Raw genomic sequence first — 21,348 nt, forward strand, 5'->3', positions numbered from 1 at the left:
TTCAAAATCGCCACACAAATCGAGGGAGGACCGGGCACGCCCGCAAACATGGCGGTTCGTAGCAGCGCATTTGGCGCGAGATACACATTGGTATCGACGGGAAAACATTGGAGGTCCGCGCGGTCGAGGTCACCAGCAGCAACATCGGTGACGCGCCCATGCTGCCAGAGCTGTTCGACCAAACCCCGTCCGATCAGGACATCGGATCGGCGAGTGCTGACGGCGCGTATGATATGCGCCTGTTCGGCCGAAATCAGCGCCTTACAGAGAGGCGTCGAACTTTGCCAGCGCGGCGGTCAGCGGCCGCTTGCGCCTGGACTGAAGGCAAACTGATTTCCGTGCCAGATTGCCTTCAGCCTTGTCATGATAACGGGGCCACCTTCCAAAGCGGCCCCGTTGCCCGGATCAAGCCGATTGCTTGCGTCCCGCCATCAGGCCAAGCCCTGCCATGACAACCGCCAGGACGATCAGCAAGGCGACGGTGAGATTGGGAACATAATAGGTGGAATAGATTTCCCACCCGAGCATGCGCAGCACATTTCCGACGTCGGTGTAGATACCGACCAGGTGCCCGCCGAGGGTGCCCGTGATACCCACGAGTATGACGCCGATGCCAGACAGGATGAGCATCACGAAACGCGTTGTGCCGTGCCAAAGTGCTTCACCCTGCACCTGGCGGGTGATCGCCAGCAGGGCAAAGTAGGCCAGCGACCATGTTGCCGTCAGCATGTGGTTGCGTCCCATGGGGCTTGAGGACAGCGCCTCCCAGTCCCAGACCAGCAGCCCGACCACATAAGCGATAATACCGAACAGAACACCAAGTAACAGAAACAACGGCAAGGCGCGATCCGCGCCGCGACCCAACGGACCGTCATTGACGACCCGCAGAAAGATCAACAGTGCCGACGACAGCCACAACGCGATGGGAAAGTGAACGAGAACAACGTGATAGGCGGCCATTTTCAGGCTCCTTTGTTTGAAGTGGCAGAGCGGTTCAGCGCGACACCGAACCCTGCGATGAAGACAACACCGGCCAGAAGCGTCAGCAGCCATTGACGCCGGATCTCATCATTGAATTCGATCTCGATGCCATAATTGGTCAACTGTTCCGGGCTGTGGCGGTAGCGAACGGGCACCCCCTCGGCGATACCTTCCGCGCCTGCGTGGGCCTTGGAGTTCAGCAAGGGCCATGTGACCTGCCCAGGGTAGAACAACGTGACTTCGCTCCAGTTATTCCCCCATTGCGGCCGGTTGCCGGTAAAGCGTTCGGCTGTGATGTCGGCGTCACGGCCCAAACCCAGGCTCTGCGGCAGCGAGACATAGTGCCAGCGTCCGCCGGTCGCATCGCGGTGGATCGCAAACCCCACGTCGTACATGCCCAGATCGCGCAGGATCTTGTCATCCTCCGGTGCCCCGGTGTCGAGCGCGCGCGCCAGGGTCACGTCCCAGTAGCCATCGGCCCAGCGCCCCTTTCCGGGCGCGGAAATGTCAGCGCGCGAACCCTCGGGTTGGCGCAGGGTCCGGCGCGGAATGACATCGCCATTCTGCCAGGCATGATCGGGGTCGAACGGAACCGTGACGTCAGGGGTCAGCGCATAGACCTGATCCTGCGTGACATTTCCGGCCATGATGTCATCCCAGCGCAGCGCGGCAAAGCCTACCACTTCGGGATTGAACATCACGTTGGGTTGCGACAGGTCCTTGTTCCAGTTGGTTCCATAGCTGGAGCGTCCGCCGTCGCCGGCGCGCTCGATGCCGACGTTCTGGTCATCGGAATAGCCTAGCGGATTCGACCGCCCGCCGCGCCAGTGCCACAGATCGAGGAAATACCCTGCCGCACGCAACCGTGCCTGCACATCCTCGGGCGCAACATCGTCCCATGCGCCCAGCCTGTTGCGCGTTGCGGGCAGGTATTTGGTGACTTCCTCCGGGGCCTCATTGGTCAGCCCCTCCAGACCGGCGCCGACCGTGATATAGCCGCCGTAGCGACCGAATTCCGGCACCGACCCGTCATCGAGCATCATCGCTACACGATCTTCATGCAGACCGTCGGGGTTCGAACCCGGCACGGCGTTGCCGCGGCGCTTCCATTCACCGTCCTGATAGACCAGAACATCATGAAAGATGCCGGCCCTGTCCGAAGGCCAGCGATACCGAAAGAACATCGTGTCGTTGTTGTAAGCGGCCTGCACCTGCAAGGGCACGGTCAATGTCTCGGGAATGCTGATGTTGCGCTCTGGATCGTTGACTACAACGCCCGTGCCATGCGTGACCCAACTGATTAGAAACCCACCAAGAAAGAGCACGGATGCTCCTGGTAAAAGATACTTGTTCATTGTTCTTACCCTCCTTGTACGGGATCCGTGAACCGTTCGTCGCGAACACGAGCCATAATGTTCCTCTTTGATTAATCTATCTTTGATCCGGATCAACAGTGATGGAGATCGTCATCGCGACGCCGGCCGGAGCAGGGACCATCCACACATCAATCGAGATGGCCTTCGCAAGGCACAAGTCGCTTATCCGGCGCGCGGCTGCGCGGACATGGAATGACCTCTGGTGCGGTGCCGGTCATGTCTGCGATATCCTCACCGAGAAAGAGTGCCGCAATCTCTTCAAGGCCGCAGGATGTGAGACCGATTGAACGCAACACGTCCTGATCTTGAAAGGCTTTTGGGTTCCGGTCGCTCCAAAGTCTTTCAAGCCGGGGCAAGGTTGCGCGGGTCAGTTCGCGTTGGCAATCAGCATGGGCCTTGCCGCTTGCGGTACCCTGAGAGCCACATGGCCCGTCATATCCGTGTTCGCGCAGAGCCTTTCGATGGCCTGCCGTTTGGTCAGGGTTGGCCGACAAAGCGGACCATATCCGTTGATCGGGTCCGCAGCCAGTTCCGGAAACAAGGCCATTATCTGAAAACGGTGTCCCAGACTCAGGTTGCGGATGGCCATTGGGCCGGGAAAGAAACTCTCGGATTGGACGCCTTCGGCCGTCAGGATGGAATGGCGTGCCATGAGCACATGATAGTATCTGACCGTTTGGCACGAGGTGTCCCGACCGATGCCACAATAGCCCTCAAGGCTGAGTGCGGGGGCGAAGTATTCTTCGATGTCATTCACGAACGCAAAGCTTTGGCGGCAAAGCAACATGCGGTGCTGAGGCGAAACCATCAGGTCGCGATGCGGCAGAGTCCCGTCAAGCGATCGGGCCGGGATACGCACCGGGCGCAGTTTTTCCGCAGTTCCAGGCCAGGTGTGACGCGTCCACCCGATCCACCGGATTGGCTGAGGACCATCGTCCCTGGTCATCAACAGGTCTCCGACCCGAAGGTTCTCGACGGCCACAGGGCCGTTGACGGTTTCAAGTCGGGTGCCGTCCACATAGCAGACCGGCACGGGATCGGGGGCCGTGTTCAGATTCTCAACGTCGATCCGCCCGAGGCTGAAACTGTCCATGTCTGCCGCGGATGCCTGTTGAAAGGGCATGAAGACAAGAGAGGTGGTTTCGCCGGGAGCGGGGTAATCGTGCACGGTAATGCGCATGACATCCTCGCCCCGGAACTGGGCTGGAACCTGATTGGCGCCTTTGCTGTTATTCGTAGGCAGGGTCGCAGACCAGTTTACCGTGAAGCTGTATGTCTGGCCATTGATCGCGACCTGCGTATTCGGGTCGGGCGCGCCGCCAAGCCAAAGATCACCCTGATCGCCGGATTGAGTTTCGGCAACGAACGTGATCTCGAAAGATGGTTCCCCGGTGAGGTTGATCGCCGGGTTGTTGGCCGTGCTGCTATCTGTTCGAACGTAGTAACTGCTCATTTTTACCTGATCAACTTGCCTCGTGAGCGGTCGCTTCGACCGTCTCGTTTTTATTTAAACCTTGTTTATTTTATCCCGATGATTGTGGCAAGAAAAAGGACAATCTGCGGGGATCGGCCCGCGTCCTCAGGCCGAGTTCCCCCAAGCTTTATGGGCTGGATAAGGGGCGGCACACGACATGGTTTCGCTCTTGATGTCGCCGCTTCGAGATCACGACCACAGGCAACAGGGCTCCACGAATCCGGCATCCCTGGATTGCGCGCACGGAGTGTTGCAACCCTGCGGCAACGTTTCGGTCCATCCGGCACCGGTCGTATCCGGGGCGTGCCGGAGCGGCCACCCATCATCACATCTGGTGGATATAGCGCCCCGGCGCATCGTCGAGGGCGGGAAATGACGGATGGTTTCCGGGCGCGCGCGCGGGCACCGGCCCGCCGCTGTGGCGACCGAGCCAGCGGGCCCATTCCGGCCACCAGGAGCCTTGACGCGGCTCGTGCGCGGCAAGCCATGTATCGGGGTCGCGGTAATGCGCCCCGCTCGGGCGATGACCGATGCGGTAGTGGCGCCCCTTGTGCCCGGGTTCCGTCAGGATGCCGCCGTTATGTCCGCCTTTCGTCAGCAGGAAATGCATGTCGCAATCGGTGAAAAGCGCGGTCTTGTAGACCGAGCGCCACGGCGCGATGTGATCGGCTTCGGTGCCCACCACGAAGATCGGTCCGTCTATATCCTTGAGCGCGATCACCCTCCCCTCGACGGCGAACCTTCCCGCCGAGATGCGGTTCTCCAGAAAGATGCCGCGCAGATATTCGGAATGCATCCGGGCGGGCATCCGGGTCGTGTCGTTGACCCAGACCGAGATATCGGTGGGCAGGTCCGGCTCTCCCAGGAAATAACGGCGCACCGCGCGTGACCAGATCAGATCCTCGGACCGGATCGCCGCGAAGGCACCCGACATCTGTGGGCGGTCGAGATAGCCCTGCGACCACATCAGATCCTCCAGAAAGGCGACCTGGCTTTCGTCGAGGAAAAGCAGCAGTTCCCCCGCCTCGGCGAAATCCACCTGGGCCGCCATCAGCGTGACCGAGGCCAGCCGCGCATCGCCGTCGCGCGCCATCGCCGCCGTCGCTATCGCCAGAAGCGTGCCGCCGAGGCAATAGCCGTTGGCATGGACCCGTTGCCCCGGCACCACGGTATTGATCACCTCCAGCGCCTGCATGATGCCTTTGGTGCGATAATCCTCGAGCGACAGCCCCGCGTGCTCGGCCCCCGGATTGCGCCACGAGATGCAGAATACCGTATAGCCCTGACCGACCAGCCAGCGGATAAAGGAATTCTCGGGCGAGAGATCAAGGATATAGTATTTCATGATCCAGGCCGGGACGATCAGCACCGGCTCGGCCTTTACCTTTGGGGTGGTGGGGGCATACTGGATCAACTCCATGAGTTCGTTTCGATAGATCACCGTTCCGGGCGTGCAGGCCAGCACCTTGCCAAGCGCGAAGGACTCGGGCACGGGCCGGTGCTCCTGCGCGAGAACATGGCGGGCGTCATCGGCATAATGCGCGGCCCCTTCGATCAGATTGCGGCCGTGGGTCGCGCGCGTCTTTTCAATGATCTCCGGGTTGCACACGGGGAAGTTCGCAGGCGACACCGTATCGAGAAGCTGCCGCATCACGAAGCCGGTGCGCTGGGCGTTCTGTCGGCGCAACCCGCGCAGTTCCGAGGTCGCGGTCACCCACCAGTCCTGCGTGGCCAGAAAACCCTGCTGCCAGAGCGCGAAGGGCGCCTTTTCCCAGCCTTCGTGCGACCAGCGTGTGTCGTAGGGGCCGGGGCGAAAAGGCTTGTCCGCAGCTAACCCGGCCAGCCGCGCCATCGTGTATTGCGCCAGCTTCGTGCCATTGACCTGTGCCCGTTCGATCAATTCCAACTGCCGCCCCGGCGCGCGCGCCAGATGCAGCGCCCAGTCGCTCCATGCCTCCAACATCGCATGAGGGGAAATGCCGGCGGTCAACCGCGCCAGGCTTGCCATCGCGCTGCGGTCGAGGGTCGCGTGGGGATGGCATCTCGGCGCGTCCGTGGGTTTTGTCGGGGCAGGGGGGCGCACCGGCGGCACCACCGCAGGCAGGGCGGGCGGGCCTTGCGTTTTCGAGCGGGTCTTGCGGGTCATGGGGCGACGGGCTCCCTTTGTCTCGGGCGATAAGCGTGATGGGCCTGAGCGGTTCCGGTTTCCGGCAGGGCTGACGTGCAACCGGAGCTGCGCAAGGCGCGGGGGCGGCGGATCGGCGCGGGTGTCGGCCTGCATATGCCTGACACTCTCGCCTTTTTCCGGCGTCCGGCCCCTGATTTGGATCAAATCCCCGCCTGAAACTGTTATCTATGGTCGGGTACAGTCAGACGGAACCCCAGCGTGATCATGCATGACAAGACCACCGAGCTCGTTCTTCGGGAACTGGGCGCGACCGCAGCGGGGCTAAGCTCCGACGAGGCGGCGCAGCGGCTGGCCAGACATGGCCCCAATCGCCTGCCAGAGCCGCCGACGCGCAATCCGGTGCTGCGGTTCCTCGGACATTTTCACAACATTCTCATCTACGTTCTGCTTGGCGCGGCGGCGGTCACGGCAGTCCTTGGCCACTGGACGGATAGCGGGGTGATCCTTGCGGTGGTCCTTGTCAACGCCATCATCGGCTTTGTGCAGGAAGGGCGGGCCGAACAGGCGATGGCGGCGCTTCGCGGGATGTTGGCGCTGCATGTCGCCGTGTTGCGCGACGGGCGGCGGCGCAGTCTGGACGCCGCCGATCTGGTTCCGGGCGATATCGTGCTGGTCGAGGCGGGCGACCGCGTGCCTGCCGATCTGCGGCTGATCGAGGCGCGCGGTCTCAAGGCTGAAGAGGCGATCCTGACCGGCGAATCGGTGCCCGTTGACAAGGACACCGCGCCGGTCTCGACAGAGGCAAGCCTTGGCGATCAGGGGTCGATGCTGTTTTCCGGCACGCTGGTCGCAACCGGGACGGGCCGTGGCGTGATCACCACCACCGGCGCGGATACGCAGATCGGGCGGATCAGCACCATGCTGGGCGGGATCGAACAACTGACGACGCCGCTTGTCGCGCAGATGGACCGGTTCGCGCGCTGGCTGACCGTTTTCATCCTCATCGTGGCCGCCCTTGTGCTGACCTACGGACATTTTGTCGGGCACATGCCCTTCGCTGATCTGTTCATGGCGGTTGTCGGGCTGTCCGTCGCGGCGATCCCCGAGGGCCTGCCTGCGGTGCTGACGATCACCCTTGCCGTCGGGGTAACGGCGATGGCGCGGCGCAACGCGATCATCCGGCGCCTGCCTGCCATAGAAACGCTCGGCTCTGTCTCGGTCATCTGTTCGGACAAGACCGGCACGCTGACGCGCAACGAGATGATGGCGGCCGCGCTGGTGGTGGCAGGAGACAGCTTTGGCGTAGGCGGTTCAGGCTATGCCCCGCATGGGACGCTGCGCCTGTGCAACAGCGACAGCGCGTGCGAACCAGACGACCACCCCGTGCTGACCGAGATCGCCCGCGTGGCGGGCCTGTGCAACGATGCGGTGTTGCATGACCGTGACGATGTCTGGCAGGCAGAGGGCGACCCGATGGAGGGCGCGCTGAAGGCGCTGGCCGGCAAGATCACCGGTAATGGCCACATCCCGTTCGAGGGCTGGCAACGCATCGACGCGATCCCCTTTGACGCCGCGCACAGGTATATGGCAACGCTCGACCGCGATCCCGGCGGCGCTGCAATCGCCCATGTCAAGGGCGCTCCCGAGGCCATTCTGGCGCTTTGCCGCGACCAGCGCGCGCGGGACGGCGGCACCCGGCCGCTCGAACCGGCGGACTGGCATGCGCAGGTCGAGACGCTCGCCGCCGAAGGGCAACGGGTCATCGCGGTCGCGGTCAGGGACATGGATGGGGCGGCAGGCAGCCTTGATCCCGGCGATCTTGAGGGAACACTTACGCTGATCGGCCTGATCGGCCTGATCGACCCGCCCCGCGACGAAGCCATCGACGCCGTGGCCGAGTGCCATGCTGCCGGTATCCGCGTGAAGATGATCACCGGCGATCACGCCGCCACTGCGCGTGCCATCGCCCGGAAGATCGGGCTGAAAAACAGTGACCGGGTGCTGACCGGGGCCGATCTGGAGGCGATGGACGATGCCGCCCTGACCCAGGCGGCCGTGGAAACCGACATCTTTGCCCGCACCTCGCCCGCAGACAAGCTGCGGCTGGTCACGGCGCTTCAGGCGCGTGGACTGACCGTGGCCATGACCGGCGACGGGGTGAACGATGCCCCGGCTCTCAAGCGCGCCGATGCCGGAATCGCGATGGGCCTCAAGGGCAGCGAAGCCGCGAAAGAGGCGGCCGAACTGGTGCTGGCCGACGACAATTTCGCCTCGATCGCGGCGGCGGTGCGCGAGGGGCGCACCGTCTACGACAATATCAAGAAGGTGATCAGCTGGACCCTGCCCACCAATGCCGGTGAGGCAATGACCATCATCGTGGCACTTTTCGCCGGCATGGCGCTGCCGATCACGGCGGTGCAGATCCTGTGGGTGAACCTGATCACCGCGATCACGCTTGGCCTTGCGCTGGCCTTCGAGCCGTCAGAGCCGGGCACCATGCGCCGCCCCCCACGCCCCCGCGGAGAGCCGCTGCTGTCGGGCACGCTGGTCTGGCAGATCGCGCTCGTCTCCGGGCTGATCCTGATGGCGGTTTTCGGGATGTATTTCTACGCGATCGACAAGGGCTATCCGGTCTCGCTGGCCCAGACCATCTCGATGAATACGCTGGTTGTGCTGCAGATCTTCTATCTCTTCTTCATCCGCAACATCCACGGCACCTCGCTGACATGGGTCGGGGTGCGGGGCACGCCGGTGGTCTGGGCCTGCATCTGTGTCGTGGTCGTGGCGCAGGTCGCGATCACCTATCTCCCGCCGCTTCAGATCATCTTCGGCACCCGGAACGTCGCGTTGTTCGATGGGGCGCTGATCATCGGCGTGGGTATCGTGTTCTTTGCCCTCATTGAAACGGAAAAGCAGATGCGCCTTGCGTTTCGGCGGGGTTAACGGTGCCGAACATCGCCGGTGATGACCGCAGGACGTGTGGTGCCCCGAGTGGATTCAACCCTTTTCGCATGCGTCGGCTTTGTGGTAGAGAGGGGCGGATACGGCTGTCTGGAAAGATTCCGCGTCATTCCCGTGCCTCGACATCGCGCCTCGTGACAGAAGGGACGGCGTAACCCCGAGCGGTGCGAATCCCGGACAACAGACGCGGTGCCATCGACAGGGCGGAAAGGGCGGCCACAAATGAGCATTCAGGGACACTCCCAAAGGTGGGGCAGATAATGGCGTTCGGGATTCTGTTCTACCTGTTGGTGGTCGCCCTGTTTGCGGGGTTTTATGTAAAGAGGTATTTTTTACCTGCGGCGATTACTTTCGTTCCGGTAGTGTTTGGCGGGTATTTCATAATTTCAGTATTTATTTTTTCATTTGGATCATTTGTTCCGTTTACTTACTATCGCGTATCCGACCACGCTAGTTACGCATATGCCATGGGAGCTTTCAGCGCACATTTTATCGCCGTCGGATTGGCCTTCATGGTTTTCTACAGGCCAAGGCAGTCGTTGAGCAACGCAGCTGTGCGACTCGAGGAGGAGAGTGGGTGGAGGCCAATGAATTTTTCCCTTGGTTTGCCTGGAGTCATGTTCTGCATGCTTCCCGTTTTTTTCATCATTCTGTCAGGCAATGTTTCAGATCTTGTGTCCAGAGATGGCTTCATTTTGGAATCGGCAGAGCACGGTTGGATGCGATTTGAAGAACTTTCGTTCTTTTTGTCTGCGGCTTTGCTGCCGTTCATAAAGGTGACAACACTCAGGCGCCTCGTATTGATTTCACTATTTATCGCCTTTGCCGCACTTGGCAGCAGGTCAGCAGTCATCCTTCTTGTTATCTACGCGAGTGCAAGGTTTTTTCTTCTGCGCAGAATTGGATCATTCAAGTTCATGCTCATTATTATTTTCTCTCTTTACTCTTTGGCGATCACAATGATTTTACGGGTGAACGATCAAGGTGGGCTTGTTTCCGTTTTTGACGCATATATCAACACGCATTTTTTCGATGTATTGCAAAACTTGATTCTGGGTTTAAATTACATTCTTAATCTTTCCTTTATTCTTATCGGAGAGATGTTTTCCACTGTAGAGGCAGGAGGCGATTGGTTCTTTTACTCTGTTGTTCCGGTGCCATCTTTCTTGTATGATCGCACATTTGAATATGATGCATTCATGCGCTTTAGAAAGAATATACCCTACCCGGGATTCGGTTATGCGGTTTTATCTCTTGGGCTGCCGATTTATCTTCTGATCGTGTTCATAACTTCGAGTGTATTCCTGTTGATAAGATCGTATCTAAAGGCAAAGGATGATTTAATTGATCGAATTGTCTGCTTCTGCTTCTTTGTTTTTCCCCTTCTTATTTTGCTCCAGTATAATCTGCGCGCTGGCACAAGAATGATTTACGTTTTTGCGGCGATTTATTTTATTTCGGTTATTGTCCGCCGGGTAAAGTTGTTTCGGTCCCGCTCATGGGTCTGATATTGACTGCCCGATCTTGCACGAGATCGAGGGGGCTGGTCTGATCCGGGTGCCGGTTTGTCCGGTGGCGGCGTCCTCAAGATGTCGAGAGTTTTCTCGCGGGGTGCCAGTTGATCTTGCGCGACGCCCGAGGATTGTCAATTCTGTGCCATCAGGACAGGCTGACCTGATCGGTAACAAAACCGGACCTGGCGGTTCCAATGACGGCAGGTCCTCAACAGGGGAAACAAACATGAAGAAGTTCTTGCTCGCCTCGACTGCCACTTTCGCTCTGGCAGGCGGGGCTTTGGCACAGGATGTCAAGATCGGAATCATCCTGGGCTTTACCGGCCCGCTGGAATCAATCACGCCCGCGATGGGGGCGGGTGCGGAACTGGCGATCGCCGAGGTGAACGCCTCGGGCAACTTCGCCCTGGGGGCGGTCACGGCCGTGCGGGGCGATTCGACCTGCGTCGATGCGGCGGCGGCCGTGGCAGCGGCAGAACGGCTCGTCACCTCCGAGAAGGTGGACGCGATCATGGGCGCCGACTGCTCTGGCGTGACCGGGGCGATCCTTCAGAACGTGGCGCGTCCGAACGGGATCGTGATGATCTCGCCCTCGGCCACTTCGCCGGCGCTGTCAACCGCCGAGGATGACGGGCTGTTCTTCCGCACCGCGCCCTCGGATGCGCGCCAGGGCGAGGTGATGGCCGATATCCTGGCGGAAAAGGGCATCGGGTCGGTCGCCGTGACCTATACCAACAACGACTATGGCAAGGGACTGTCCGACAGTTTTGCGGCGGCCTTTGCGGCCAGGGGCGGCAAGGTGACGATCAACGCCCCGCACGAGGACGGCAAGGCCGACTATTCGGCGGAGGTGGGCGCGCTCGCCTCGGCCGGTGGCGAGATGCTGGTGGTCGCGGGTTATGTCGATCAGGGCGGCAAGGGGGTCATCCAGGCCTCGATCGACAGCGGTGCCTTCGAGACCTTCTATCTTGTGGACGGGATGTATGGCGACAGCCTGATCCAGTCGATCGGCGCGGAACTGGACGGATCGTTCGGGGCGGTGCCGGGCACGGATTCCGACGGGGCGACGCGGTTCCAGGAACTGGCCTCGGCAGCCGGTTTTGACGGCACCTCGGCCTTTGCGCCCGAAAGCTATGACGCGGCGGCGCTGATCCTGCTGGCAATGGCGTCGGCGGGGACAAGCAAGGCGACCGACTGGGCCGGCAAGGTCATGGAGGTTGCCAATGCTCCCGGCGAACTGATTCTGCCCGGAGAGCTGGGCAAGGCGCTCGAACTGATCGCGCAAGGGGTGGACATCGACTATGTCGGCGCCTCGGCGGTGGAACTGATCGGGCCGGGCGAATCCGCCGGCAGCTATCGCCAGTATGAAATCCGTAACGGCAGTTTCGAGACGGTCGGGTTTCGCTGATTGCCTGCCGCAGCGGCAGGCTGAGGATGCGGCCCGGGGTGTGTCCCGGGCCGCATCGTGCTGAAAGGACAGGAGCAACCGGCCGTGGCCTCGTCGCGATGATCGGATGGCCCGACAGGGAGAGTGAGATGATATCTGTGCAGGACCTGCACAAGCATTTTGGCGGGTTTCACGCTGTGGATGGCGCATCGCTGGAGATTGCGGCCGGATCGATCACCGGGTTGATCGGGCCCAATGGCGCCGGAAAGACCACGCTGTTCAACGTGATCGCGGGGCGTTTGCCGCCAACGAGCGGCAAGGTGATGATGGCGGGCGAGGACATCACCGGGTTGCCACCGCACGCGCTGTTCCACAAGGGGCTGCTGCGGACCTTCCAGATCGCGCACGAATTTCCCTCGATGACGGTGCGCGAGAACCTGATGATGGTGCCCTCAGGCCAGTCCGGAGAGCGGCTCTGGAACACCTGGTTCGGGCGCGGTCGCATCGCCGAGGAGGAACGGGCCTTGCGTGACCGGGCCGACGAGGTGCTGGAGTTTCTCACCATCAACCACATTGCCGATGAGAAGGCTGGCCAGATTTCCGGCGGGCAGAAGAAGCTGGTGGAACTGGGGCGCACCATGATGGTCGATGCCAGGATCGTGTTTCTCGACGAGGTGGGGGCGGGGGTGAACCGCACGCTGCTCAATACGATCGGGGATGCGATCATCCGGCTCAACCGCGAGCGCGGCTATACGTTCTGCGTGATCGAACATGACATGGATTTCATCGCCCGGCTTTGCGATCCGGTGATCTGCATGGCCGAGGGCAAGGTTCTGGCACAGGGCACGGTGGACGAGATCCGGAATGACGAGCGCGTGATCGAGGCTTATCTCGGCACCGGATTGAAGAACAGGATCAGGAAGGAGGCCACCCATGGCTGAGCCATTCCTGATCGGCGAGGCGATGACGGGGGGCTATGGCGGGGCGGACATCCTGCATGGCTGCACCATCGCCGTCGAACCGGGCGAGATTGCCGTGATCGTCGGGCCGAACGGGGCTGGCAAGTCCACCGCCATGAAGGCCATCTTCGGGATGCTGCGGTTGCGCAAGGGGCGGGTGCGGCTGGCGGGCGAGGACATCACCGGGCTGACGCCGCAGGCGCGGGTGCTCAGGGGTATGGGGTTCGTGCCGCAGACCTCCAACATCTTCACCTCGATGACGGTCGAGGAGAATCTCGAGATGGGCGCCTTCATCCGGCGTGACGATTTCCAGGACACCATGGCGCAGGTCTATGAGCTGTTCCCGATCCTGAAGGACAAGCGCAGCCAGCCCGCCGGGGAACTGTCGGGCGGGCAGCGTCAGCAGGTTGCGGTGGGGCGTGCGTTGATGACGCAACCGAAGGTGCTGATGCTGGACGAGCCGACGGCGGGTGTCTCGCCCATCGTGATGGACGAGCTTTTCGATCGGATCATCGAGGTGGCCCGGAGCGGAATTTCCATCCTCATGGTCGAACAGAACGCGCGCCAGGCGCTGGAGATCGCCGACAAGGGCTATGTGCTGGTGCAGGGCGCCAACCGTTTTACCGATACCGGGGCGGCGCTGCTGGCGGATCCCGAGGTCCGGCGCAGCTTTCTGGGGGGGTGAGGGGTGGATTTTCTCAACGGTCTGGTGACCTTTCTCAACTTTGTCTTCATCCCCGGCGCTGCTTATGGCGCGCAGTTGGCGCTTGGTGCCCTGGGGGTGACGCTGGTTTACGGGATCCTGCGGTTCTCAAATTTCGCTCATGGCGACACCATGGCCTTCGGCACGGCGGCAACGATCCTGGTGACCTGGGGGCTGACCGGCCTCGGGGTCAGCTTTGGCTCCTTGCCGACCGCGCTTCTCGCGTTGCCGGCCGGAATCGCGATTACGGCGGCGCTGGTGCTGGCGACGGACCGGATGGTCTATCGCTTCTATCGCAGGGTAAAGGCGGCGCCGGTGGTGCTGGTCATGGTCTCGATGGGGGTGATGTTCGTGATGAACGCGCTGACACGGTTTTTTCCGGGCATCGGGGTCAATGACATCAATTTCGCCGATGGCGGGCGGTTCATCATCGGAGTGCGCGAGTTCCGCGAGATGACCGGCCTGCAAGAGGGGCTGGCAATCCGCACCACACAGGCGATCACGCTGGTGGTGGCCGCGGTAGCGGTGGCGCTGCTGTTCTGGTTTCTCAACCGCACGCGGACCGGCAAGAGCATGCGGGCCTTTTCCGACAACGAGGATCTGGCGCTTCTGTCCGGCATCAACCCCGAGCGCGTCGTGGCCGTGACCTGGATCCTCGTCGCCGCGCTGGCGACCACGGCAGGGGTGCTTTACGGGCTGGACAAGAGCTTCAAGGCCTTCACCTATTTTCAGCTTTTGCTGCCGATCTTTGCCAGCGCGGTGGTAGGGGGGCTGGGCAATCCGTTGGGCGCGATCGCGGGTGGCTTTGTCATCGCCTTTTCCGAGGTAACCGTGACCTATGCCTGGAAGCGAGTGCTGACCTGGTGGCTACCCGAGAGGTGGGCGCCCGACAGCCTCGTGCAGCTTCTGGGGACGGATTACAAGTTCGCTGTCAGTTTCGCCATTCTGGTGATCGTGCTTCTGTTCCGGCCAACCGGCATCTTCAGGGGAAAATCGCTGTGAGCATTCCGTATCGCAATCTGATGCTGTTCGCCGGGGTGGCGGTTCTCTATGCCGCGACGGCGATGATCTATGGCTGGAACCTGACGCTGGCCATTGTGAACATGGCCCTGATCGGCGCGATCATGGCGCTTGGGGTCAACATGCAATGGGGCTATGCCGGCCTGTTCAACATCGGGGTGATGGGCTTTGTGGCGCTTGGCGGGCTGGCGGCGGTGGTGGTCTCGATGCCGCCGGTGCCCGAGGCATGGGCGGCGGGCGGTATGGGGGTGATCCTTGGCCTGCTGATAGGGGCGGCGACGGTGATCGCGGCCATGATGATCTGGGCAAGGATGCCGAAAGGGCGCGCGCGCGGGGTTTTGGTCGCCGGGGTGCTGCTGGCGGGGTTCTTCCTGTTTCGCGCCGTCTTTGATCCGGCGACGGCGGCGGTCGAGGCGGTGAACCCGGCCGGAACCGGCTATCTGGGCGGGATGGGGCTGCCGGTGCTGCTGGCCTGGCCGGCCGGGGGTGTTCTGGCCGCCGGGGCCGCCTGGCTGATCGGCAAGACGGCGCTCGGGTTGCGATCGGATTATCTGGCGATCGCCACACTTGGGATTTCCGAGATCGTCATCGCGGTTCTCAAGAACGAGGACTGGCTGGCGCGCGGGGTGAAAAACGTGACCGGCATCCCGCGCCCCTGGCCCGTGCCCTACGAGGTCGCCTTGCAGCAGCGTCCGGGCTTTGGCGACTGGGCGAGCGGCCTTGGGTTCGATCCGGCAACGGCCTCATCGATCATTGTCAAGCTGGGCTATGCCGGGCTGTTCCTGGTGGTGATCCTGGTCATCGTGGTGGCGTTGGAACTGGCGCTGAAATCGCCCTGGGGGCGGATGATGCGCGCGATCCGCGACAACGAGGTCGCCGCCGCAGCCATGGGCAAGGATGTGACGGCGCGGCATTTGCAGGTCTTTGTGCTGGGATCGGCCATCGTGGGCGTGGCGGGCGCGATGATGACGACGCTGGACGGACAGTTGACGCCGGGCAGCTATCAACCGCTTCGCTTTACCTTTCTGGTCTGGGTGATGGTCGTCGTGGGCGGATCCGGGAACAATTGGGGCTCGGTTCTGGGCGGGCTGCTGATCTGGTGGCTCTGGGTGATGGTCGAACCACTCGGGCTGGCGGTGATGCAGGCGGTGACTGCCGGCATGGCGGATGGCCACTGGCTGAAGGCGCATCTGCTGGATTCGGCCGCGCATATGCGGCTTCTGACCATGGGGGTGCTGTTGCTTGTGGTGCTGCGCTTCAGCCCGCGCGGGCTGATCCCCGAAAAATGAGCGCCCCCGGCTGTCTCAGGCAAATCCGGTGATCAATTGACGCAACCCGAGCGCCGCCCCGGCAAAGATGGCGGCGAAGGTGACCGGCGCGCTCAGCGCCAGCACCGAAAAGGCCGACATGCCCTGACCGACCGAACAGCCGACGGCGATTACCCCGCCAAAGCCCATGCAGATGCCGCCGAGGATCTGGCGGCGCAATTCGCGTGGATCCTCGCAGGCTTCCCAGCGAAAATGCTGCTTCCAGAGGCTGCCCGCAAAGGCCCCGGCCAGAACGCCAAGAACCGAGGCCACGCCAAAGCTGAAGGCGGTGCCGCCGCTGGCGGTCATCAGGTACAGGATCGTATCGCCCAGGGGCGCCGAGAAAGTGTGCGAGATCACCGGCTGCGCCATGAAGCCGTGGGTTGCCACATAGGACGTGGCAGCCCAGCCCGAGGCGATGGCCAGCCCCACGGCACAGCCCCAGAACACCGCCCGCCGATCCGCCAGAAAGCGGCGCGAGCCGAGTGCCAGCCCCAGGATCGCAAGCGAGAGGGCAAGCCCGGCCCCGATTATCGGCAGGCCGGTCAGCCTGGCCAGCACCTCGGCATAGCTGCGGGTCTGCCAGTTCAGGCTTGTCGCATCGGTCACGGTGACGCGCAGGGCGGCCAGCGGCCCTGACATCATCACATAGGCCGAAATTCCCATCACCAGCACGATGACGAAGGCGCGCAGGTCGCCGCCGCCGAACCGCGCCAGTGCGCCATGTCCGCAATTCCCGGCAATCGACATGCCATATCCAAAGAGCAGACCGCCCAGAACGCTGGCCAGCGGCGACCATGGCGTGAGCCAATAGACATTCTCTGCGATCTCGAAGAAGCCGAGCGCGGCCATGCCGAATCCCGCTACCCCGGCAAAGCCGATGGCCAGCCCCCACATGCGCAATCGCGTGTCGCTGCCCTGATAAAGCACGTCCTCGATCGCGCCCAGGGTGCAGAACCTCCCTACGCGCGCGGCCAGCCCCAGAAGAACCCCGCCGCCAAAGGCTGCGAGCGTGATCAGAAGCGGTTCGGGAATCTCCGATATCATAGGCCGTCCTCCCCTGGTCTACGTGCTTGACGCGCCCTCTCAGGCTTTGCGGCAGAACATGTCGTAGACCACGGTCAGGATCCGCATCGCGCGCTCGTCTGTCAAACTGTAATAGATGGCCTTGCCTTCCCGTCTTGGCGATACAAGCCCCTCCAGCCGCAGCCGCGAGAGCTGTTGCGAGACCGCCGCTTGCCGGGCCGAGAGCAATTCCTCCAGTTCCGACACCGATTTCTCGCCGGTCGTGAGGTGGCACAGGATCATGAGCCGACCCTCGTGGCTGATCGCCTTGAGGAACTCCGCCGCGTCACAGGCGTGGCTGTGCATGGCGTTGAGGCTCTGTTGGGTAACTTCCATGGGCTTGGACCACGCTCCTTGGCGGATTGTCAGGGCAATGCCGTCGCGTCTGGGTGCGCGTCAAGCAGATTTGTCAGCAGAAACCAGAAGAATTCATCCCCCCCATACCCCTCGATCCGGCCCAGTTCGCGGCCGTTGTCGATCAGGATGAAGGTGGGTGTGAAGATCGGCCGCGAGCCAAGGATCACATCATCGGGCAGGGCGTTGATCTGTGCGCGGCGCAGCGGCGCGCGCGCGCCTTGCTCGGTCTTGGGATAGATCGGGGCGATCTCGGCGTTCCAGCGGTCACACCAGGCGCAGCCATGCCGCTCGACCATCAGGAGTTCGGCCGCGTGCAACGGGACCGGAAGGACCAGAAGGCAGAGAAGGGCAAGAAAGCGCATCGGGCGCTCCGATTGACGGAGGTGCAAAAACATATGATAGTTTGAATGTTTGAATGAATCAACCCCGAGGGCGCCCATGTTCGATGTCTCGCTGTTAAGCGCCTTTCTGGGGGGGCTGATCGTATTCTTCTCGCCCTGTGTTCTTCCGATCGTGCCCTTCTACCTCAGCTACATGGCCGGGGCCTCGGTCTCGGCGGTGGGGGCAGGGGGTCAGCTTGCGCCGGGAGTGCGCGCGCGCGCCTTTGCCGCCTCGGTCATGTTCTCGGCAGGGATCATCACCGTCTTTGTGCTTCTTGGCGCGGCGGCCTTTGGCCTTAGTCAGGCATTCCGCGCATATCAGACCGAATTTCGTCTTGTCGCAGCGCTGATCGTGCTGGTTCTGGGCCTGCATTTCCTTGGCGTTCTGCGCATCGGCTTTCTCAACCGCGTGTTCCAGATCGAGGCGGGCGAGACCAGGGGCATGTCGGTTCTCGGTGCCTATGTGGTGGGCTTTGCCTTTGCCGCCGGGTGGACGCCTTGTGTCGGCGGTGTGCTCACGGCGGTGGTCTTTACCGCCAGCACCGAGGCGACGGCGATGCGCGGGCTTGGCCTGATGCTGGTCTTTGGCCTTGCCATGACCATTCCCTTCATGGTGGCCGCGCTCTTCATCGGGCCGTTCCTGCGCTTTGTCGCGCGGTTCCGGCGGCATCTGCCCAAAGTTGAAAAGGCGATGGGTGTCCTGCTGATCGTCTTTGCTGCGCTCATCGCGACCGACAGCGTCAACTACATCGCACAATGGATGCTGGAGACCTTTCCGGTATTCCAGAACATTTAGGGAGGACATGCCATGACACGATTCCTGAGATTGCTGGTCCTGCGCCTTCTGGCCGCGCTGGTTCTGGCCCTGCCGGTCGCCGCGGCGGAGCTTGGCGATGACGGGCTGCACAAGGTCGACTGGATCCGCGACACGTTCAAGGATCTGCGCGAGGATCTGGACGATGCCAATGCCGAGGGCAAGCGCCTGATGCTGATTGTCGAGCAGCGCGGCTGCATCTACTGCACGCGGATGCATGAGAAGGTATTCCCCCGCCCCGAGATCGCCGACTACATCCGGGACAACTATTTCGTGGTGCGGATCAACCTGCACGGCGATACCGAGGTGACCGATTTCGACGGCGAATCGCTGACCGAGAAACAGGCGGCACGGAAATGGGGCTTGCTGTTCACCCCGTCCATTCTGTTCCTGCCCGAGGAGGTGGACGAGGGGCAGACAGCGGCGCAGGCGGCGGTTGCGATGATGCCCGGCGCGTTCGAGGCGGGCACCACGCTGGACCTGCTGACCTGGGTGCGGGAAAAGCGGTATGCGCTTGACGGGGATGAAGATTTTCAGCGCTACCATGCGCGCATGATCGCCGAACGCGCCACGCGCAAGTCCGATTGACCACAGCATTGGTGAGGCGCCGAATACATTAAATTCAAGAATAAGAATTTAATGTTGTGTGATCCCGCGATTGTGTCCTATGATATACTGAATTCTGAATGTGTTAGGGAGGACGCATGAAACGCACGATTATTGCCCTGTCGCTTGCGGGAATGGCGACAAGCGTCACGGCGGCTGAGATCGCCCCTGGCGATGTCGCGTTCGAGGATGGGGCCATCACGGTTTCGCTCACTGGCCAACCCGGTGATCCGGCGCGCGGCCGCGAGGTTCTGGGCAGCCGGTCGCTCGGCAACTGCGTGGCCTGCCACGCCAATTCCGAAATGGCCGACATCCCATTCCATGGCGAGATTGGCCCGATGCTGGACGGGACCGGCGACCGCTGGACCGAGGCCGAACTGCGCGGCATCGTCGCCAATGCCAAGGAAATGTTCCCCGGCTCGATGATGCCCAGCTTCTACCGTGTGGATGGCTACACCCGGCCCGGCAACGCCTTTACCGGCAAGGCGGCGGACGAAACCTTCGGCCCGCTTCTGACCGCGCAGCAAATCGAAGATGTGGTCGCCTATCTGGTGACCCTCAAGGACTGACCCTGTCCCGCGCAGGCGGGCCAAAGATACAGGAGAAAAGACAAATGCAACTTTCACGACGCAACGTGATGATCATGGGCGCGGGGGCCTTTGTGGCCTTCGGTCTGCCGATGCGTGCCAGCGCTGCCGCCGAGGATAAGATCGCGGAATTCACCGGCGGGGCCGCGATGGCCGATACCGGGATCACCCTGACTGCGCCCGAGATCGCCGAGAACGGCAACACCGTGCCGATCGAGGTCTCTGCGCCCGGGGCCGAGGCGATCCTCGTGCTTGCCATGGGTAACCCGACGCCGGGCGTGGCCCAGTTCAACTTCGGTCCGCTGGCCGGGTCGCAATTCGCTTCGACCCGGATCCGCCTTGCCGGCACGCAGGACGTGGTCGCGGTCGCGAAGATGAAGGACGGAACGTTCGCGCGTGCCTCGCGCAACGTCAAGGTCACCATCGGCGGCTGCGGCGGCTGAGGAAATTCAAGGAGATACACCCATGGCACAAGATGTCAAACCACGCATCAAGCTTCCGAAATCGGCAGCGGCGGGCGAAACAATCTCGATCAAGACCCTCGTGAACCACACGATGGAATCCGGCCAGCGCAAGGATGCCGACGGCAATACCATCCCCCGCTCGATCATCAACCGCTTCACCGCCGAATTCAACGGCCAGACGGTCGTGGACGTGACGATGGAACCGGCGATCTCGACCAACCCCTATTTCGAATTCGAGGCGATCGTGCCCGAGGCGGGGGAGTTCAAGTTCACCTGGTATGACGACGATGGCTCGATCTACGAGGATGTGAAGTCGATCGCGCTCGCCTGAGCCGGAATCGTCGAGGGAGGGACGAGAATGACACGAACCAAGATGCTTGCCGCGCTTTTCGGCGCCACGGCGATGATGACAGGCCCCGCCCTCGCGGAGCCTGCCGAGGACACGCTCAACCTCAACGACGAGATTGAACTTGTCACATGGACCGAACCTTCCGAGGCGCTTGACGGGGCGCTGACCGAGGTGATTTCGGGCTGGCATTTCCGCGGCGACGAGACGCGCGCCATGCAGGCCGACGATTTCGACAATCCGGGCATGATGTTCGCCGATCAGGCGCGAGAGACCTGGGACATGGTCGACGGCGCGGCGGGCAAGTCCTGCGCAAGCTGTCACGGCGACGTGGACGAGTCGATGAAGGGCGTCCGCGCCGTCTACCCGAAGTGGAACGAGACGGCGGGCGAGGTGCGCACGCTCGAAATGCAGGTCAACGCCTGCCGCACCGAGCAGATGCAGGCCGAGCCCTGGAAATACACCGGCGAAGACATGATCAACATGACGGCGCTGATTTCCGCGGTCTCGCGCGGTATGCCGATGAACGTGGCGATTGACGGTCCCGCCCGCGAGACCTGGGAAAAGGGCAAGGATATCTATTACACCCGTTTCGGCCAGCTAGAGCTGAGCTGCGCCAATTGTCACGAGGACAATTACGGGCGGATGATCCGGGCCGACCACCTGAGCCAGGGCCAGATCAACGGCTTCCCGACCTACCGTCTCAAGGACGCCAAGCTGGTGGCAGCGCAGCACCGTTTCCGCGGCTGCATCCGTGACACCCGTGCCGAGACCTTCGCCGTCGGAAGCCCCGAGTTCATCGCACTCGAGCTTTATGTGGCCAGCCGTGGCAATGGTCTGTCGGTCGAGGGGCCGTCCGTCCGCAACTGATCGGATTACCCCGCCGGGCAGCGCCCGTGCGGGGTTTTCCTCAATCTTA

21 protein-coding genes and 1 pseudogene are annotated in these 21,348 nt (G+C 62.1%); 15 read left to right on the forward strand and 7 right to left on the reverse strand.

Annotation, left to right across the window (positions count from 1 at the left end; genetic code table 11):
- Window positions 1–35 precede the first annotated feature (35 nt).
- Window positions 36–239: pseudogene (locus KAK09_RS10440) on the forward strand (transposase); the annotation flags it as partial.
- Window positions 240–405: 166 nt separating this feature from the next.
- Here the strand turns inward: KAK09_RS10440 and KAK09_RS10445 are convergent.
- Together KAK09_RS10445 and KAK09_RS10450 are read right to left on the reverse strand one after the other, a co-directional pair.
- On the reverse strand, window positions 406–960 hold the full coding sequence (locus KAK09_RS10445; protein WP_210878879.1) for a DUF2231 domain-containing protein: 555 nt from the start codon (window positions 958–960) through the stop codon (window positions 406–408).
- Between the two features lie 2 nt (window positions 961–962).
- The gene (locus KAK09_RS10450) at window positions 963–2,336 is read right to left on the reverse strand and encodes an ethylbenzene dehydrogenase-related protein (protein ID WP_210878880.1); all 1,374 of its coding nucleotides are present in this window, start codon (window positions 2,334–2,336) and stop codon (window positions 963–965) included.
- 101 nt (window positions 2,337–2,437) lie between these two features.
- Here KAK09_RS10450 and KAK09_RS10455 point away from each other — a divergent pair, with 101 nt between their 5' ends.
- Window positions 2,438–2,644, forward strand: coding sequence for a hypothetical protein (locus tag KAK09_RS10455; RefSeq protein ID WP_210878881.1), 207 nt, complete (start codon window positions 2,438–2,440; stop codon window positions 2,642–2,644).
- Window positions 2,645–2,724: 80 nt separating this feature from the next.
- Here KAK09_RS10455 and KAK09_RS10460 read toward each other — a convergent pair whose 3' ends face one another.
- Both KAK09_RS10460 and KAK09_RS10465 read right to left on the reverse strand, forming a co-directional pair.
- The gene (locus KAK09_RS10460) at window positions 2,725–3,810 is read right to left on the reverse strand and encodes a Hint domain-containing protein (protein ID WP_210878882.1); all 1,086 of its coding nucleotides are present in this window, start codon (window positions 3,808–3,810) and stop codon (window positions 2,725–2,727) included.
- 346 nt (window positions 3,811–4,156) lie between these two features.
- Window positions 4,157–5,977, reverse strand: coding sequence for a PHA/PHB synthase family protein (locus tag KAK09_RS10465; protein ID WP_210878883.1), 1,821 nt, complete (start codon window positions 5,975–5,977; stop codon window positions 4,157–4,159).
- Between the two features lie 246 nt (window positions 5,978–6,223).
- On the opposite strand from KAK09_RS10465, the gene KAK09_RS10470 reads away from it, so the two are divergent.
- The 7 genes from KAK09_RS10470 (at window position 6,224) to KAK09_RS10500 (ending at window position 15,792) form a co-directional block, all read left to right on the forward strand.
- The gene (locus tag KAK09_RS10470) at window positions 6,224–8,902 is read left to right on the forward strand and encodes a cation-transporting P-type ATPase (RefSeq protein ID WP_210878986.1); all 2,679 of its coding nucleotides are present in this window, start codon (window positions 6,224–6,226) and stop codon (window positions 8,900–8,902) included.
- Window positions 8,903–9,180: 278 nt separating this feature from the next.
- Entirely contained in the window at window positions 9,181–10,428 is a 1,248-nt protein-coding gene (locus KAK09_RS10475) for a hypothetical protein (protein WP_210878884.1), read from the forward strand.
- A gap of 232 nt (window positions 10,429–10,660) precedes the next feature.
- Window positions 10,661–11,842 carry an ABC transporter substrate-binding protein gene (locus tag KAK09_RS10480; RefSeq protein ID WP_210878885.1) on the forward strand — a complete coding sequence of 394 codons (1,182 nt, stop codon included), beginning with the start codon at window positions 10,661–10,663 and terminating at the stop codon, window positions 11,840–11,842.
- Between the two features lie 128 nt (window positions 11,843–11,970).
- Window positions 11,971–12,762 (forward strand): ABC transporter ATP-binding protein, encoded by a 792-nt coding sequence (locus KAK09_RS10485; RefSeq protein WP_210878886.1) that lies wholly within the window; start codon window positions 11,971–11,973, stop codon window positions 12,760–12,762.
- Window positions 12,755–13,465, forward strand: a complete 711-nt coding sequence (locus tag KAK09_RS10490; protein ID WP_210878887.1) for an ABC transporter ATP-binding protein — start codon at window positions 12,755–12,757, stop codon at window positions 13,463–13,465. The genes KAK09_RS10485 and KAK09_RS10490 overlap by 8 nt, the downstream gene beginning before the upstream one ends.
- A gap of 3 nt (window positions 13,466–13,468) precedes the next feature.
- Entirely contained in the window at window positions 13,469–14,485 is a 1,017-nt protein-coding gene (locus KAK09_RS10495; protein WP_210878888.1) for a branched-chain amino acid ABC transporter permease, read from the forward strand.
- Window positions 14,486–14,505: 20 nt separating this feature from the next.
- The gene (locus KAK09_RS10500) at window positions 14,506–15,792 is read left to right on the forward strand and encodes a branched-chain amino acid ABC transporter permease (protein ID WP_210878987.1); all 1,287 of its coding nucleotides are present in this window, start codon (window positions 14,506–14,508) and stop codon (window positions 15,790–15,792) included.
- Window positions 15,793–15,807: 15 nt separating this feature from the next.
- On the opposite strand, the gene KAK09_RS10505 is transcribed toward KAK09_RS10500, so the two are convergent.
- Genes KAK09_RS10505 through KAK09_RS10515 form a run of 3 tightly spaced genes read right to left on the reverse strand, consistent with a single transcriptional unit; the run spans window position 15,808 to window position 17,594 of the window.
- Entirely contained in the window at window positions 15,808–16,857 is a 1,050-nt protein-coding gene (locus tag KAK09_RS10505) for a YeeE/YedE family protein (RefSeq protein ID WP_210878889.1), read from the reverse strand.
- A gap of 39 nt (window positions 16,858–16,896) precedes the next feature.
- A complete protein-coding gene (locus KAK09_RS10510; RefSeq protein WP_210878890.1) occupies window positions 16,897–17,211 on the reverse strand; it encodes an ArsR/SmtB family transcription factor in 315 nt (104 codons plus the stop codon).
- A gap of 29 nt (window positions 17,212–17,240) precedes the next feature.
- Window positions 17,241–17,594, reverse strand: coding sequence for a hypothetical protein (locus KAK09_RS10515; protein WP_210878891.1), 354 nt, complete (start codon window positions 17,592–17,594; stop codon window positions 17,241–17,243).
- A 76-nt stretch (window positions 17,595–17,670) separates the two neighbouring features.
- Between KAK09_RS10515 and KAK09_RS10520 the strand changes: the two genes are divergently transcribed.
- The 6 genes from KAK09_RS10520 (at window position 17,671) to soxA (ending at window position 21,299) form a co-directional block, all read left to right on the forward strand.
- A complete protein-coding gene (locus tag KAK09_RS10520; protein WP_210878892.1) occupies window positions 17,671–18,408 on the forward strand; it encodes a cytochrome c biogenesis CcdA family protein in 738 nt (245 codons plus the stop codon).
- A 12-nt stretch (window positions 18,409–18,420) separates the two neighbouring features.
- Window positions 18,421–19,014 carry a thioredoxin family protein gene (locus KAK09_RS10525; protein ID WP_210878893.1) on the forward strand — a complete coding sequence of 198 codons (594 nt, stop codon included), beginning with the start codon at window positions 18,421–18,423 and terminating at the stop codon, window positions 19,012–19,014.
- Window positions 19,015–19,130: 116 nt separating this feature from the next.
- Complete coding sequence (gene soxX, locus KAK09_RS10530; RefSeq protein WP_210878894.1) at window positions 19,131–19,601, forward strand: sulfur oxidation c-type cytochrome SoxX; 471 nt, start codon at window positions 19,131–19,133, stop codon at window positions 19,599–19,601.
- Between the two features lie 44 nt (window positions 19,602–19,645).
- On the forward strand, window positions 19,646–20,062 hold the full coding sequence (gene soxY / locus KAK09_RS10535; protein WP_210878895.1) for a thiosulfate oxidation carrier protein SoxY: 417 nt from the start codon (window positions 19,646–19,648) through the stop codon (window positions 20,060–20,062).
- Between the two features lie 22 nt (window positions 20,063–20,084).
- Complete coding sequence (soxZ, locus tag KAK09_RS10540; protein ID WP_210878896.1) at window positions 20,085–20,414, forward strand: thiosulfate oxidation carrier complex protein SoxZ; 330 nt, start codon at window positions 20,085–20,087, stop codon at window positions 20,412–20,414.
- A 27-nt stretch (window positions 20,415–20,441) separates the two neighbouring features.
- Entirely contained in the window at window positions 20,442–21,299 is an 858-nt protein-coding gene (gene soxA, locus KAK09_RS10545; protein ID WP_210878897.1) for a sulfur oxidation c-type cytochrome SoxA, read from the forward strand.
- The last annotated feature ends 49 nt before the right edge of the window (window positions 21,300–21,348 follow it).

Source organism: Roseovarius autotrophicus, from assembly GCF_018069895.1.
Taxonomy (GTDB): Bacteria; Pseudomonadota; Alphaproteobacteria; order Rhodobacterales; family Rhodobacteraceae; genus Roseovarius; species Roseovarius autotrophicus.